The sequence below is a fragment of the Myxococcus sp. MH1 genome (assembly GCF_059738865.1).
Window position 1 is genome coordinate 10,619,824 of sequence record NZ_AP026947.1, and the last position, 12,722, is coordinate 10,632,545.

Annotated in this window: 10 protein-coding genes; 3 read left to right on the forward strand and 7 right to left on the reverse strand. The window is 72.4% G+C overall.

Annotated features, from left to right (window positions below; genetic code table 11):
* Positions 1-58 precede the first annotated feature (58 nt).
* Together AC6JA9_RS42120 and AC6JA9_RS42125 are read right to left on the reverse strand one after the other, a co-directional pair.
* Positions 59-940 (reverse strand): AraC family transcriptional regulator, encoded by an 882-nt coding sequence (locus AC6JA9_RS42120; protein ID WP_141332502.1) that lies wholly within the window; start codon positions 938-940, stop codon positions 59-61.
* Between the two features lie 45 nt (positions 941-985).
* Positions 986-1,924, reverse strand: coding sequence for an NAD(P)/FAD-dependent oxidoreductase (locus AC6JA9_RS42125; RefSeq protein WP_223751005.1), 939 nt, complete (start codon positions 1,922-1,924; stop codon positions 986-988).
* A gap of 326 nt (positions 1,925-2,250) precedes the next feature.
* Between AC6JA9_RS42125 and AC6JA9_RS42130 the strand changes: the two genes are divergently transcribed.
* Positions 2,251-3,828 carry an LVIVD repeat-containing protein gene (locus AC6JA9_RS42130; protein ID WP_223751004.1) on the forward strand — a complete coding sequence of 526 codons (1,578 nt, stop codon included), beginning with the start codon at positions 2,251-2,253 and terminating at the stop codon, positions 3,826-3,828.
* Positions 3,829-3,834: 6 nt separating this feature from the next.
* On the opposite strand, the gene AC6JA9_RS42135 is transcribed toward AC6JA9_RS42130, so the two are convergent.
* The 5 genes from AC6JA9_RS42135 to AC6JA9_RS42155 form a co-directional block, all read right to left on the reverse strand.
* Positions 3,835-5,850 (reverse strand): response regulator, encoded by a 2,016-nt coding sequence (locus tag AC6JA9_RS42135; RefSeq protein WP_426748727.1) that lies wholly within the window; start codon positions 5,848-5,850, stop codon positions 3,835-3,837.
* The gene (locus tag AC6JA9_RS42140; protein WP_497958845.1) at positions 5,847-8,408 is read right to left on the reverse strand and encodes an ATP-binding protein; all 2,562 of its coding nucleotides are present in this window, start codon (positions 8,406-8,408) and stop codon (positions 5,847-5,849) included. Before AC6JA9_RS42140 ends, AC6JA9_RS42135 begins: the two co-directional genes overlap by 4 nt.
* Positions 8,405-8,782 carry a response regulator gene (locus AC6JA9_RS42145; RefSeq protein WP_223751001.1) on the reverse strand — a complete coding sequence of 126 codons (378 nt, stop codon included), beginning with the start codon at positions 8,780-8,782 and terminating at the stop codon, positions 8,405-8,407. The genes AC6JA9_RS42140 and AC6JA9_RS42145 overlap by 4 nt, the downstream gene beginning before the upstream one ends.
* A 139-nt stretch (positions 8,783-8,921) precedes the next feature.
* Positions 8,922-9,359 carry a helix-turn-helix domain-containing protein gene (locus tag AC6JA9_RS42150; protein WP_497958846.1) on the reverse strand — a complete coding sequence of 146 codons (438 nt, stop codon included), beginning with the start codon at positions 9,357-9,359 and terminating at the stop codon, positions 8,922-8,924.
* Between the two features lie 50 nt (positions 9,360-9,409).
* Positions 9,410-9,781: a helix-turn-helix transcriptional regulator gene (locus AC6JA9_RS42155; protein WP_223751000.1), complete on the reverse strand. Its 372-nt coding sequence runs from the start codon at positions 9,779-9,781 to the stop codon at positions 9,410-9,412.
* A 231-nt stretch (positions 9,782-10,012) separates the two neighbouring features.
* Here AC6JA9_RS42155 and AC6JA9_RS42160 point away from each other — a divergent pair, with 231 nt between their 5' ends.
* Together AC6JA9_RS42160 and AC6JA9_RS42165 are read left to right on the forward strand one after the other, a co-directional pair.
* Complete coding sequence (locus AC6JA9_RS42160) at positions 10,013-11,188, forward strand: serine/threonine-protein kinase (protein WP_141332395.1); 1,176 nt, start codon at positions 10,013-10,015, stop codon at positions 11,186-11,188.
* A 121-nt stretch (positions 11,189-11,309) separates the two neighbouring features.
* Positions 11,310-12,719 carry a serine/threonine-protein kinase gene (locus tag AC6JA9_RS42165; RefSeq protein ID WP_497958847.1) on the forward strand — a complete coding sequence of 470 codons (1,410 nt, stop codon included), beginning with the start codon at positions 11,310-11,312 and terminating at the stop codon, positions 12,717-12,719.
* Positions 12,720-12,722 lie beyond the last annotated feature (3 nt).

A 12,722-nucleotide genomic window follows, 5' to 3' on the forward strand; every position in this document is an offset into this window, starting at 1 on the left:
CTACCCAGATGACAGTTTCCTGTCAATCCATTCGCCCCACGAAATAGAGAACGTGCGTTCAGCGCACCCCTGGCGCCATGCGTCGCCTCCATGCGGCGGGTGTCACACCATGCACGCGACGGAAGAGTCGGATGAAGTGCGTCACATCCGCGTAACCCACCCGGTCCGCGACGATGTCCACGCGCTCGTCGGTGTGGCGCAGCCGGCTGCGGGCCTCGGCCATCCGGCACTCGAGAATCCACTCGCCCACGGTGCGGCCCGTCTCCTGGCGCACCACGCCCGCGACGTGTGGCGCCGAGCGGCCCAGCTCCTTCGCCACCTTCGCCAGGGACAGGGGCTCCAGGCAGTGGGTCTCGATGTACGTGAGCGCCCGGCGGCTGAGGCCCACGGAGGCGGGCTCGGTGAGGGCCTCGGGGGAGGCCATCCGCTCCAGCTCGATGAGCACCAGGCGCAGCAGGGACAGGCTCGCCTCTTCGTTGCCGCGCTCGTTCCGGGTCTGCTCCTCCTCCATCAGGCGCATCCAGCGCAGCAGGCGGCGGCGCTGCACGCTGGTGGGACGCAAGACGGGGTGGCAGCCCGCGCGCACGCGCAGCAGCGGCCCCAGGCGCGCCTCGCGCTCCTCGGCGTTCGCGGAGAGGGCCTCGGGATAGAAGCCCAGCCCCAGGCCCTGCGCGTCCGAGTGCTCATGGCCATGCGCATCTCCCGGTGGGATGAGGTGCACGTCGCCCGCGCGCAGCACCAGGTCCCCCGCGTGCCGCACGTGTGACTCGCCCTTCAACACCAGGACGATGGCGGCGTACGCGTGGACCCTGGCGCGGGGGGTGACTCGCAGGGGCGCCACGGGCCCCAGCGTGCCGACCCACGTGAGCCGCCGCTTCTCCTCGAAGTCCTGGCGCAGCGTGGAGGGGGGATGCACACAGGACTGCTCGGTGGACGCCATGGGGTCGTTCTCGTAGCGGTTGGCGGGGCCGGGCTCAAGCCGGCGTCAGGCCGGGTGCGCCAGGCCCAGGGCGTCCATGTTGAGCAGGTGGTTCAGCGTGTAGGCCGCCATCGCGCCCGCCGACGCGGCCACCAGGGCCCCTTGAAGGCGCGTGGTGAGGTCTCCGGCCGCGTAGATGCCGGGCACGGAGGTCTCCAGCGTCGGGCCCACCTTGACGAAGCCCAGCTCGTCGAGCGCGAGCCCCAGGCCCTGGACCAGCGCCGTCTGCTTCTGGGGCGGGTGCGCGAAGAGGTACTCCTGCGGCACGCGGGTGCCGTCCTCCAGCTCCACCGCCTCCAGGTGCTGGCCATCCTGGGTGGGGATGAGGCCGCGCACCTTGCCCTCGACGACGCGCACCTCGGCGCGGCGCAGGGACTCGCGCTGCTCGGCGGTCAGCGCCAGGTGGCCCTGGGTGTAGAGCGTGAGGTTGGAGGTCCAGCCCTTCAGGAAGAGGACGAAGTCGACGTACGGGTGATGGGTGTTCTCCTCGGGGACGAGCACGCCCCAGCCCCGGTCCCGAATCTCCCAGCCGTGGCAGTACGGACACTGGAAGACGCTGTGCGCCCACAGCTCGCGGAAGCCGGGCTGGTCCGGCACCTGGTCCACCAGGCCCGTCGTCAGGAGCACCTTGCGGGCCTCGACGACCTGGCCGTCGCCCAGCGTCACCTGGAAGCGTGTCCCCTTGGGCTCGATGCGCTCGACGCGCACGTTGCGCACGTCGACGTCGTAGGGGCGCAGCTGCTCGCGGCCGATGGCGCGGAACTCCGCGGGGGGGATGCCGTCCCGGGTGACGAAGCCGTGCATGTGCTCCGCCCGCTCGTTGCGCGGAGCGCCCGCGTCGCACAGCAGCACCCGCTTGCGGCCCCGTCCCAGGATCAGCGCGGCACTCAGGCCCGCCGGGCCACCCCCCACAATCACCACGTCCTTCACCTGTGTGTCGTTCATGGTGAAGAACTAAACGGGAGCCCTCGCTCGCGGGAGAGCGCCGATTCAGGGCGAATCGGCGCATCGTCGGGTCGGCCCGGCTCCCCGGCCAGGCGTGCGGGTCAGCGCCTGCTGGCGTCGGGGGCGTTCGGGATGTGTCCCCGTGGACACCGGGCGTCCCGCATCCGCCGTGGCGGGTGGGTGCGAACACAGGGCACATCCCCCAAGACGTATGGCGTTCACCACTCCGCGGCGGCGTGCGCTTCCCGAGCGGACGACCTCATTCCTACAATCCTGGAGCGGGAGCTCGCTGGCCGGCGCGTGGCTCTGCACCCGGGAGGTACGCGATGCGGCCCGCGCTGCCAGCGTCGATGGCACTGCTCGCCTGTCTGGCGACGGGCTGCGCGTCGTCGGATGAGCCCCCTTGGGATGGGCGCTACACGCCGCTGGAGGAGCTCGGCGACTGGAGTGATTACGGGCCGCTGTCCGTCTGCGGCGTCGTCGAGAGCGGGGCCGCGTGCGGCAGCCTGGAGTCCTTCGACCTGTCCGGCTGTCGACGCCACACGCTGGAGCAGCTGGAGCGCATGGGGGTGTATCGCAGCCTCCTGCGCATCGATGCGCGCAACGGCGCCCCCGCGCGCTTCGTGCCCATGGGCGGGGGCTTCAAGCTGAACGCGGCGGGGACGCCCGAGCAGGTGCAGGGCGCCAACGCCGTGGCGGGCGTCTGGGACGCGCGGACGCTGTTCATCGCCAGCGAGACGCCGGATGGGGGTCTGTTCACCTTCGCGGGCTGCAACGCGGTGAACCCTCGCGTCGTCACGGGGTGCTTCACGCGGTGCCGGGACGGGGTGCTGGTGGAGTCGGGGACGTTCCGCGCCGAGCGCGTCACGCGCTTCCAGGGCGAGCATGAAATCTCCGGCGGGATGCGGCTGGTGTCCGAGCGCGCGGTGGGCCTGGGTCCGGCCGTGGACGTGCAGCTCATCGACCGCCATGCGTATGTCATCTCGCAGGACCGGCGTGGGCGGCCGGGGGGGCTCACGGTGTTCGACGTGAGCGACCCGGCGGTGCCGCTGCGCGTGGCGGAGCTGAGCACGCCAGGGGACACGGACTGGCGGGGCGCGACGTTCAAGGGCGGGATGCTCTACGTCGCGAGCGCCAGCTCGGGGGTGGTGGTGCTCGACGTCTCCGTGCCCTCGGCGCCGGTGCTGGTGCGCCGCGTGTCCGCGAGGGCCTCGCCGGGAGTGTCGATGGTGAGCGTGGACCGGGACCGGCTGTATGCCGTGTCCACGGACGCGGCGGTGGGCACCTTGATGTTCGACATCAGCGAGCCCGCGGAGCCGCGCTTGCTGGAGCGCATCGTCTCCGGCATGCGCATGCCGGACCAGCCGTCCTCCCGGGGCCCGGTGAGCTACGAGGGCCGGCTGTATGTGAATCACCGGGGCGCGGGGCTGCAGGTCGTCGACGCGCGCGCGTCCTCGGGGGTCCGGGTGCTGGGGCACTACACGTATCCGTACGCCAACAGCCGAGCGAGCGCGGTGGGCACGTTCGGCGGGCGCATCGTGGCCTTCGAGAGCAGCCTGGGCATGGGGGCGCGGCTGCGCGCGCTGGATGTCAGCGAGCCGCGGCACATCGTGAAGATAGGGGAGTACGGCCTGCGCGCCGTGGTGTCCCCGCGAGCGATGGAGCTGAGGGGCTCGCGGCTGTACGTGACGTACCACCAGGAGGGGCTGCGCGTGCTGGACGTGAGCAACCCCACGAAGCCGCGCGAGGTGGCGTACTTCAACAGCTTCCGCGAGACGGACCCGGGACGCGGGGACTCGATGGAGGAAGGCGCCACCGGGCTCCAGGTGCCCGGGGATGGCCATGTCTATGTCGTGGATACGTCGCGCGGACTGCTGGTGCTGACGGAGCCTCCGGGGGAGTGACGCCGCTCACACCTCGATGCGGTTGCGCCCGTTCGTCTTCGCGCGGTTGAGCCGTGCGTCCGCGACGCGCAGCAGCGCCTCCATCGTCGCGCCATCTCCTGGCGACTCCGCGATGCCCGCGCTCATCGTCACGCGGAACGACTCGCCGCCGTCACCGTCGAAGGTCATCTCCGCCACCTCCGCCATCGTCCGCGACAGAATCGCCTTCGCGCTCGCCGCCGTCTCCCCGAGCAGCCCCACCACGAACTCCTCCCCTCCCCAGCGCCCGCGCACGTCCTCGCGCCGGAACCGCGCGCCCAACAGGCGCCCCAGCCGCGTCAGCACCCGGTCCCCCGCCAGGTGCCCGTACTTGTCGTTCACCCGCTTGAAGTGGTCCACGTCCAGGAAGCACAACGACAACGGCCGCTGCTGACGCTGCGCCTCCGACAGCCGGCTCCTCACCCCCTCGATGAACGGCCGCCGCAACATCAGCCCCGTCAGCGCGTCCCGCTCCGCGCGCTCGCGCGACAGCCGCGCCCGCTCCAGCCGCGCCTGCACCCGCGCCCGCAGCTCCTCCTTCAACACCGGCTTGGAGATGTAGTCGTCCGCCCCCGCCTGGAACGCCGCCAGCCGGAACTCCAACCCCAGGTGCGCGGTGATCAGCAACACCGGCAGCTCCTGCCACGCCGGCATCGACCTCAAAATCCGACACAGGTCGAAGCCGCTCGGCCCCGGCATCTGCACGTCCAACAGCAACAGGTCCGGCCGATGCTCCGCCAGCGCCTCCATCAACCGGTGCGCGTCCCCCAACCCCACCACTTCAATCTGCTCGCTCGCCAGCGCGTGCACCAGCGCCGCAATCGCCTCCGGGTCGTCGTCCACCACCAGCACCCGCGAGCGCTCCGGCCGCCGCGCCGCCACCATCCGCTCCGCCGCCGCCGCGAAGTCCGTCGCCGTGAAGGGCCTGGGCAGGAACAACGAGCCCCCGGCGTGCGCCGCCGCCACCCGGTCCTCCAACCCGCCCGACACCCCCGTGAACCCCAACGGCAACGAGCCCAGCCCCTCCGTCGAACGCAGCTCGTGCGCCGCCTGGATGCCGCCCATCTCCCCACCCAGGTGCATGTGGATGAGCACCCCGTCCACCCACTGCCTGCGCGCCAACACCACCGCCTCGCCCGCCGTGCGCGCCGACAACACCCGCACCACGTGCGCGCGCCCCAGCCGCTGCGCCTCCTCGAGGACCGCCGGGTCCTCGTCCACCACCAACAACACCCCCTCCGTCGGCAACACCGCCGAGGGCCCCTCCTTGCGCGCCGGCGGCGTCACCTGCACGGACGCCGTCGCCGCCAGCTCCCGGAACGTCACGTCCACCAGGCCCCAGTCCCTCCCCGCCCGGAGCGCATCCTCCAGCCGCCCCGCCGCCAGGCTCACCTCCGTGAAGCCATAGCTGCCCGCCGTGCCATGCAGCTTGTGCGCGACGACGCCCGCCTCCTCCAACGCCGCCCCGTCCCCCGCGCGCGCCGCCGACAAGAGCGCCTCCAGCCCGCTCACCTTGTCCTTCAGCCGCGCGCCGTACTCCTGGTTGAGCGCCACCAGGCTCGCCGCCAGCTCGTCGCGCACCAGGTCCACGTCCGCCAGGGCCCGAGGCCCCGCCGGCGCCGGCGGCAACGCCTTGGTGAAGAGCTGATTCACCCAGAGGTACAGCTCGTCCGGCCGGTACGGCTTGTGGATGATGCGCGCCACCTTGAGCTGCCGCGTGAGCAGCTCGTGGCTCTTCAGGTCCTTCCAGAACGCCGACGCGAACAACACCGGCAGGTCCGGCTGCTGGCCGCGCAGCTCGCGGATGAAGTCCGCCCCCGTCACCCCCGGCAGCAAGCCGTCCACGATGGCCGCGTCCACCGGCACCTTCGCCAGCACCGCCCGCGCCTCCGCCGCCGTGCGCGCCGTCTCCACCCGGAAGCCCTTCTCCCGGAGGAAGGCGCACACCAGGCTCTGCAAGTCCTTGTCGTCCTCGAGGAACAGCAGCGTCTTCGCGTCGGTCATGAAACGGCCCTTGTCTCCAGCTCGCCGTCCTTGCCGGACAGCAACTCGTGCAGCAGCTCGCGCACGGAGGCCACCAGCTCCTCCTCCGACGAGCGCGCCTTGCTCAGGTGCCGCGTCATCCCCAACGTCAGCTGCCGCTGGTCCGCGCGCGACAGGTCCCGCCCCGTGAAGACGATGAGCGGCGTCGTGCGCCCCCGTCCCCGGCGCAGGATGTCCACCACCTCGAACCCGTCCAGCCCCGGCAGCCCCACGTCCAGCACGATGAGGTCCGGCGGCGTGCGCCGCGCCAGCTCCACCGCGCTCTCCCCATCCGCCGCCTCGAACACCTGCACCCGCCCCAGCCGCTCCAGCCTGGCGCAGATGACCCGCCGCGTGGCCACGTCGTCGTCCACCACCAGCACCCTCGCCTGCCCCGGCCGCCGCATCGCGTGGCGCAGCGCGCTGAGCAGCCCCGACTCCTCCAAGGGCTGCGACATCCAGTCCACCACCAGCGGCGTGCCCACGCCCTCGCCCTCCGACGAGCGCCCCGACAGCGCCACCACCGGCAGCGCCCGCGTGCGCGGCTGCTCCCGCAAGGAGCGCACCCAGTCCAGCGCCTGCCCGTCCGGTATCCGCGTGTCCAGCACCACCGCGTCCGGCGGCTCGGCCTCCAGCACCATCTGCGCCTCCGCCAGGCTCACCGCCCGCACCACGCGGTAACCCTCTTGCGACAGCAACCCGCGCAGCAACGCGGACAGCTCCCCATCCGCCGTGGCCACCAGCACGTCGTGCCGGCTGGTGTCGCGCGCCGTCGCCGCCGCCACCACCGCCGGGTGCGAGCCCGACAGGGGCCTGGCGGCCTCCAGCGTGAAGGTGAAGGTGGAGCCCTTGCCCAGCGCGCTCAGCACCTCGATGCCGCCGCCGTGCTGGTTCATGATGGCCTGCGAGATGGCCAGCCCCAGGCCCGTGCCGCCCTTGGAGCGGGTGTCCGAGCCGTCCAGCTGCTGGAAGCGCGCGAACAGCCGGTCCTTCTGCTCCTCGGGGATTCCGGGCCCGGAGTCCACCACGCTGAAGCGCACGCGCCCCGGCACCTCCGGCAGCACGCGCACCACCACCTCCGCGCCGCCGGTGGAGAACTTCACCGCGTTGGAGACCAGGTTCGTGAGCACCTGGATGAGCCTGTCCCGGTCTCCGCGCACGCGGGGCGACTCCTCCACGTCCGCGCGCAGCACCACGCCCGCCGCGTCCGCCACGCCCCTCAGGCCGCTGAGCGTCGCCTCCACCAGCTCTCGCGCATCCAGCGAGGCGAGCTTCAGCTCCAGCATGCCCGCCTCCATCTTCTCCAGGTCGAGGATGTCGTTGATGAGGCGGATGAGCCGCTCCGTGTTCGAGCGGGCGATGCGCACCATCTCCAGCGCCGGCTCCGGCACCTCGCCGACGATGCCGCCCTCGAGCAAACCCAGCGAGCCGCGGATGGACGTCAGCGGCGTGCGCAGCTCGTGGCTCACCGTGGAGACGAACTCGTTCTTCATCCGCTCCACCTCCTTGCGCTCGGTGATGTCGCGCACGAAGGCGGTGAAGCGCGCGGGCCCCTCGCCCGGCACCCGCACCAGCGTCAGCTCCGCGGGGAACATGCTCCCGTCCGCGCGCAGGCACGGCGACTCCAGCCGCGTGGCCACGCCGGACGTCTCGCCGAGCGCGGCGGAGACCTCCTCGCGCTTGCTCGCGGGCAACGAGGCCGGCAGCGCGAGCCCCAGGAACTCGCGCCCCACCGCCTGGGCCGCCGTGAGCCGGAAGACCTTCTCCGCCGTGGGGTTGAGCTCCAGCAGCCGCCCCGCCTCGTCGATGAGCAGGATGCCGTCCGGCGCCGCCTCCAGGATGGCCGCCTTGCGCGCCTGGGTGGTGCGCTGCGCCTCGCTCGCGGCGACGAGCTCCCGGCCGCGCTGCTCCACGCGCTCCTCCAGCGCCGCGTTGAGCGTGGCCAGCTCCCCGGACGCGCGCGACAGCCGCACCAGCACCACCACCACGTACGCCCCCAGGAGCAGCGACGCCGCGAAGAAGACGACGCGCGTGCGCTCGTTGGCCACCTGCGCCCGCTCGTGCAGCTGGATGAAGGTGCCTACCAGCCGCTCCGCCTGCGCGCTGGCCGAGCGCTCCAACAGGGCCTGCATCGCGGCGTCCGCCCCTGGCTGCTCACCCCGGGCCTGGGCCGCCCGCGAGCGCTCCAGGAGCAGCCGGTTGTCCTCCAGCGCGCCCAGGTACGCGTCCAGCGACGAGGCCATCACCCGCGCCTCCTCCTCCGACAGGAAGGGCGGCACGTCGCGCAGCGACTCCGCGCGGGCCTTCAGCGCCGCGAAGGCCTGGGCGTGGGAGCCATGGCGCTCGGGCAGGCCCAGCCGCTCGCGGAGCACGTCCTGCTCCAGCTCCGCGCTCGCCAGACGCAGCTGCTGCAGGCCCGTGCGGTACGCGTCGATGCGGGCGGTGCCCCAGGGGCGGCCCACCACGAACAGGGCGCACAGCACCAGCAGGGCCCCCACCGCGAGGGCGACGGAGCGCTTCGACAGGCGCGTGCCGCTCACTCCGGCACCAGCTTGCGAATCTCCTTGGGCAGCGTCATGGGGTCGAAGGGCTTGCTGATGACGCCCACCGCGCCGAGCCCCAGGTAGCGCTCCACCTCCTGCTTCTGGACCTTGGCGGTCATGAAGATGATGGGCGTGCTCGACGTGGCCGCCTGCTTGCGCAGCTCACCGAAGGTGGTGGGCCCGTCCATGCCCGGCATCATCACGTCCAGGAGGATGAGGTCCGGCAGCTCCTCGGCGGCCTTGGAGAGGGCCTCGGCGCCCGACGCGGCGAGCACCGTGTCCCATTTGCCCACCCGACTCAGGCTCAGCCTCCCGATGGCGCGGATGTCCTCTTCGTCATCCACCAGCATCACCTTGCGAAGGGTCGTCATGGGGGCGGACCTCCTCTGGGGGGTAAGGGTGTGCTAACCCACGTGCGGGGAACCTGGGGAGTGGACGTCTGTCCAGGGTTCCGCGTCGGGGATTCAACACCCGACGCCCGCGCATTCCCAGCCTCCCGGCGCCGGACGCCTAGCCGGTCGCCTTGCGCCGCCGCGCCGGACGGGCCTGCTTCACCGGGGCGGCCCGGGGCGGCATCACCGACACGACGGCGTTGACGACGCGCGACACCGCGCGCAGCTGCGAGGGCTCCAGCTCCCGGAGCTTGCGCGTCATGCGACGCAGCTCCAGCGGGTCCTCGCGCTCCGGCTTGCGCGTCACGGGCGTCAGCGGAGCACCACCCCGGCCGACCCCCAGCAGCGTATCCGAGGAGACCTGGAGCACGTCACACAGCCGCTTGAGCGTCTGCGTGCGAGGCAACATCCGGCCACGCTCCAGCCGGCTGTAGACCTCCATGGCCATGCCGACGCGCTCGGCCACGTCGCCCTGGGTGAGGCCCAGCCGCAGGCGAGCGGTCCGCGCCGCCCCTCCCAGGATGGCCGCGAGCTTGTGGTCGACGGGCTCACGCATGATGGGGGCAGCGTCGCACGGCGCGCGGGGGAGGCAAGTTTCCCGTCCCCTCAGCGCCGCCGGAGCGCGAGCGCGCCCTGGACCACCTGCACCACGGCCCTGAGCGCCTCCGGCTCCAGCGCGCGCAAGGAGCGCAGCAGCCGCCGCAGCACGGGCGGGTCCTCCACGCGCGGGCCCACCGGTCCACGGACCGCCACGGGCGCGCCCTCCGACAAGCCCAGCAGCGCGTTCGCATCCATGCACAGCACCAGGCACAGCCTGCGCAGCGTGGTCACGCTGGGCAGCACGCGTCCGCGCTCCATGCGGCTGTAGACCTCCATGGCGATTCCCACGCGCTCCGCGACGTCCGCCTGGGTCAATCCCAACCGGGCCCGCGCCGCCTTCGCCGCCGTCCCCACGGTGATGGCCAGTTCCTCGTTCATGGTCCCCGCGCCTCTCGGGCAGTCTCCCTACCACATCGTCCGCGCCGCACCCTACCTCACGAGGGGGACAGGCTACCCAAAAAGAAGGCCGCCATGCTAATGACGTCAGGGGTTGACCCAGGTCATCCGGATTCGCTGGCGGGGTTTCGATTTCCGGAGAGGGATTCGACCTTGAAGGTCCTGGGTGTGGTGATGCCCTCATGGGTGGGGACAGACGGAGAGGATGGGACGATGAGCGACCTGGAGGCGATGCACCCGCTGCTGCTCCAACCCTCGGAGCAGCTGGGGGCCCTGCGCATCATCCGGAGGCTGGCGACCGGGGGTTATGGCGCCATCTTCCTGGCGGAGAGCGAGACGAAGGGCACGGTGGCGCTGAAGTTCGCGCTGGAGGGCCCCTCGGAGAACGACGAGGCGCGGGTGGACGCGCGCACGAAGCGGGAGGCCCGGCTGCTGATGCACCTGGCGCACCCCAACGTGGTGGAGCTCTTGGGCTACCGGCGCTGGCCGGACGCGCACCGCGGCTACCTGTACCTCATCATGGACTACGTGGAGGGCCCCACCCTGGCCAGGTGGGCCACCACGGAGAAGGCCACGCCGCGCCGGGCCGCGCAGGTGTTCGCGTCGCTGGCGCTCACGCTGGACGCCATCCACGGCGCGGGGGTGGTGCACCGAGACCTCAAGGGCAGCAACATCATCGTCCGCGCGTCGGACGGGGAGCCGGTGCTGGTGGACTTCGGCTCGGGGGACCACCCGTGCGCCCCGTCGCTGACGGAGGACCGGCTGCCTCCGGGCACGCCCAGCTACCGCAGCCCGGAGTCGCTGCGCTTCTGGATGGGGCCACGCATCCCCGGCGCGCGCTACCGGTTCGCGCCCACCGATGACCTGTACTCGCTGGGGCTGGTGCTGCACGAGGTGCTCACGGGCACCTTCCCCTATCCGGCCCACCTGCCGCCGTCCGCGCTGCTGGCCAGCATCGAGTCGGCCGTGTTGCAGCTGCCGTCCGTGCTCAACCCGCGCGTGCCCCGGGTGCTGGATGGCATCGTGCTGCGGCTGCTCGACAAGCATGCGGGCGGACGGTTCCCGAGCGGCGCGGAGCTGTTCGGCGCGCTCTCCGCGGCGCTGGAGCTGGCGGACGACACGTGGGACCAGCCGCTGTTCCCGCCCCGGCCGCCCCACGAGGCCGTCACGGAGGAGGACGAGTCCCTGTTCGATGGGGACGAGGAGGGCCGGGAGGTGCGGCAGTGGATGCGCTGGCCGGACTGGCCCGGCGCGAGCTCCGCGTCGGGGTCCGCCCGCACGCCCTCCACCGAGCCGGTGGCCCCGCCCGTCGCGCCCTGGCGCTCCTGGCTGCGCCGGCGGCTGCACGTGCTCAAGGGGGCGCTCAAGCCCTGGCGCGGGAAGGACTAGGCATCCAACACCTGACGTCCAATGGTTGTCGCCCGACCTCGGATATTCCATCACGGCCGGCTTCGTGTTACCTGGGGCATCCTGTAGCGCCCAACTCACTTCCCAGGTTGAGAGGCAGGCCATGACGACGCCCGACACGACGACGGAGGATTCTCCCGGAGGACCGCGCCGGCCGCGGGTGCTGTTCAACGTGGGCGGCACGGTGTTCGAGTTCGTGCGCAAGCTGGAGGTGCGCTCCACCGGAGAGCTGTTGATGCTGGTCCGGCGCCGCTACCGGGACGGGCAGAGCGGCCTGGTGGTGGTGAAGCGGCTGCGCAGCCCGGCCACCTTCGTGGAGCGACGCAGGCTGGTGGAGGAGGTCAGCCTGACGTTCCGCTTCAAGCACCCCAACATCGCGCAGGTGCACCAGATGAAGGTGTACCGGGGCGCGCCCCACGTGGTGATGGAGTACGTGGAGGGGCGGTCGCTGGACACGCTGTTGAACCTGACGGCGATGCGGCGGCGGCCCGTGTCCGCCGCGCTGGCGGCGTTCGTGGTGGCGGAGGTCGCGGACGCGCTGCACCACGCGCACCTCGCGGTGGATGACTGGAACCGGCCGCTGGGCATCGTGCACCGGGACGTGAGCCCCCGGAACATCCGGGTGGGGACGCATGGGGACGTGAAGCTGACGAACTTCACCGTGGCCTCGTCGCGGCTGGTGGGGCGGGAGGAGACGAGCCGGCCGCTGGTGAAGGGCGACGTGGCCTATGCGTCACCGGAGCTGCTGCTGCGCGCGCCGGTGGATGCGCGCTCGGACTTGTTCTCGCTGGGGTTGGTGTTGCTGGAGCTGCTCACGGGGCGCCACCCGCTCGCGGTGGAGGACACGCCGCCGCCGCCGTTGCCGGAGGGGCTGACGTTGGAGGCGCAGGGGCCCACCTGGATGCCGGTGGACGAGGTGGCCGCGCGGATGACGAGCCTGGAGCCGGAGATGGTGGCGCGGCTGGTCGCGGACGTGCCGGAGGGGCTGGCGGCGGTGGTGCTGCGCGCGCTGCGCAGGGCGCCGGAGGAGCGGTTCCAGACGGCGGAGGAGATGGGCTGCGTGCTGCGGGGGTGGCTGAGCGCGCACGCGCCCGGGCAGGGGCGCCATGCGACGGCGGAGGAGATAGCGCGCGTGGCGATGGAGGCGACCAGCCGGCGCAATCAGGCGGAGCTGCTGGAGGGTGGGCTGCATCCGGAGGACCTCACGGCGGAGGAGGCGTCGGTGCCGCTGGAGCCGGGTGGGCGCGCGGAGCTGGACGCCGAGGGCTCGCTGGCGGAGGAGGCCGCGCGGGTGTTCGGGGTGCCGGGCAAGCGCGGGGTGACGCGCGCCCGCGTGGAGGAGCCCGCGCCTCGCGATGGGGAGGAGGCGTGGTGGACGTCCAGGGTCGAAGCGGAGTCGGTGGCCTCGCCCGTGCGGAGCGGGGCCGTGGAGGCGCCGTGGCCGGAGGATGACGTCACGCCTCCGGGTGGGAGCAAGCCGCTCGAGCCGGACGACGAGCCCGACGCGTCCTGAGCG

What these genes read in the sequence shown, in the direction of transcription:
- AC6JA9_RS42120 (WP_141332502.1), bottom strand. Translation starts at nt 940, where the DNA reads ATGGCGTCCACCGAGCAGTCCTGTGTGCATCCCCCCTCCACGCTGCGC.
- AC6JA9_RS42125 (WP_223751005.1), bottom strand. Translation starts at nt 1,924, where the DNA reads ATGAACGACACACAGGTGAAGGACGTGGTGATTGTGGGGGGTGGCCCG.
- AC6JA9_RS42130 (WP_223751004.1), top strand. Translation starts at nt 2,251, where the DNA reads ATGCGGCCCGCGCTGCCAGCGTCGATGGCACTGCTCGCCTGTCTGGCG.
- AC6JA9_RS42135 (WP_426748727.1), bottom strand. Translation starts at nt 5,850, where the DNA reads ATGACCGACGCGAAGACGCTGCTGTTCCTCGAGGACGACAAGGACTTG.
- AC6JA9_RS42145 (WP_223751001.1), bottom strand. Translation starts at nt 8,782, where the DNA reads ATGACGACCCTTCGCAAGGTGATGCTGGTGGATGACGAAGAGGACATC.
- AC6JA9_RS42150 (WP_497958846.1), bottom strand. Translation starts at nt 9,359, where the DNA reads ATGCGTGAGCCCGTCGACCACAAGCTCGCGGCCATCCTGGGAGGGGCG.
- AC6JA9_RS42155 (WP_223751000.1), bottom strand. Translation starts at nt 9,781, where the DNA reads ATGAACGAGGAACTGGCCATCACCGTGGGGACGGCGGCGAAGGCGGCG.
- AC6JA9_RS42160 (WP_141332395.1), top strand. Translation starts at nt 10,013, where the DNA reads ATGAGCGACCTGGAGGCGATGCACCCGCTGCTGCTCCAACCCTCGGAG.
- AC6JA9_RS42165 (WP_497958847.1), top strand. Translation starts at nt 11,310, where the DNA reads ATGACGACGCCCGACACGACGACGGAGGATTCTCCCGGAGGACCGCGC.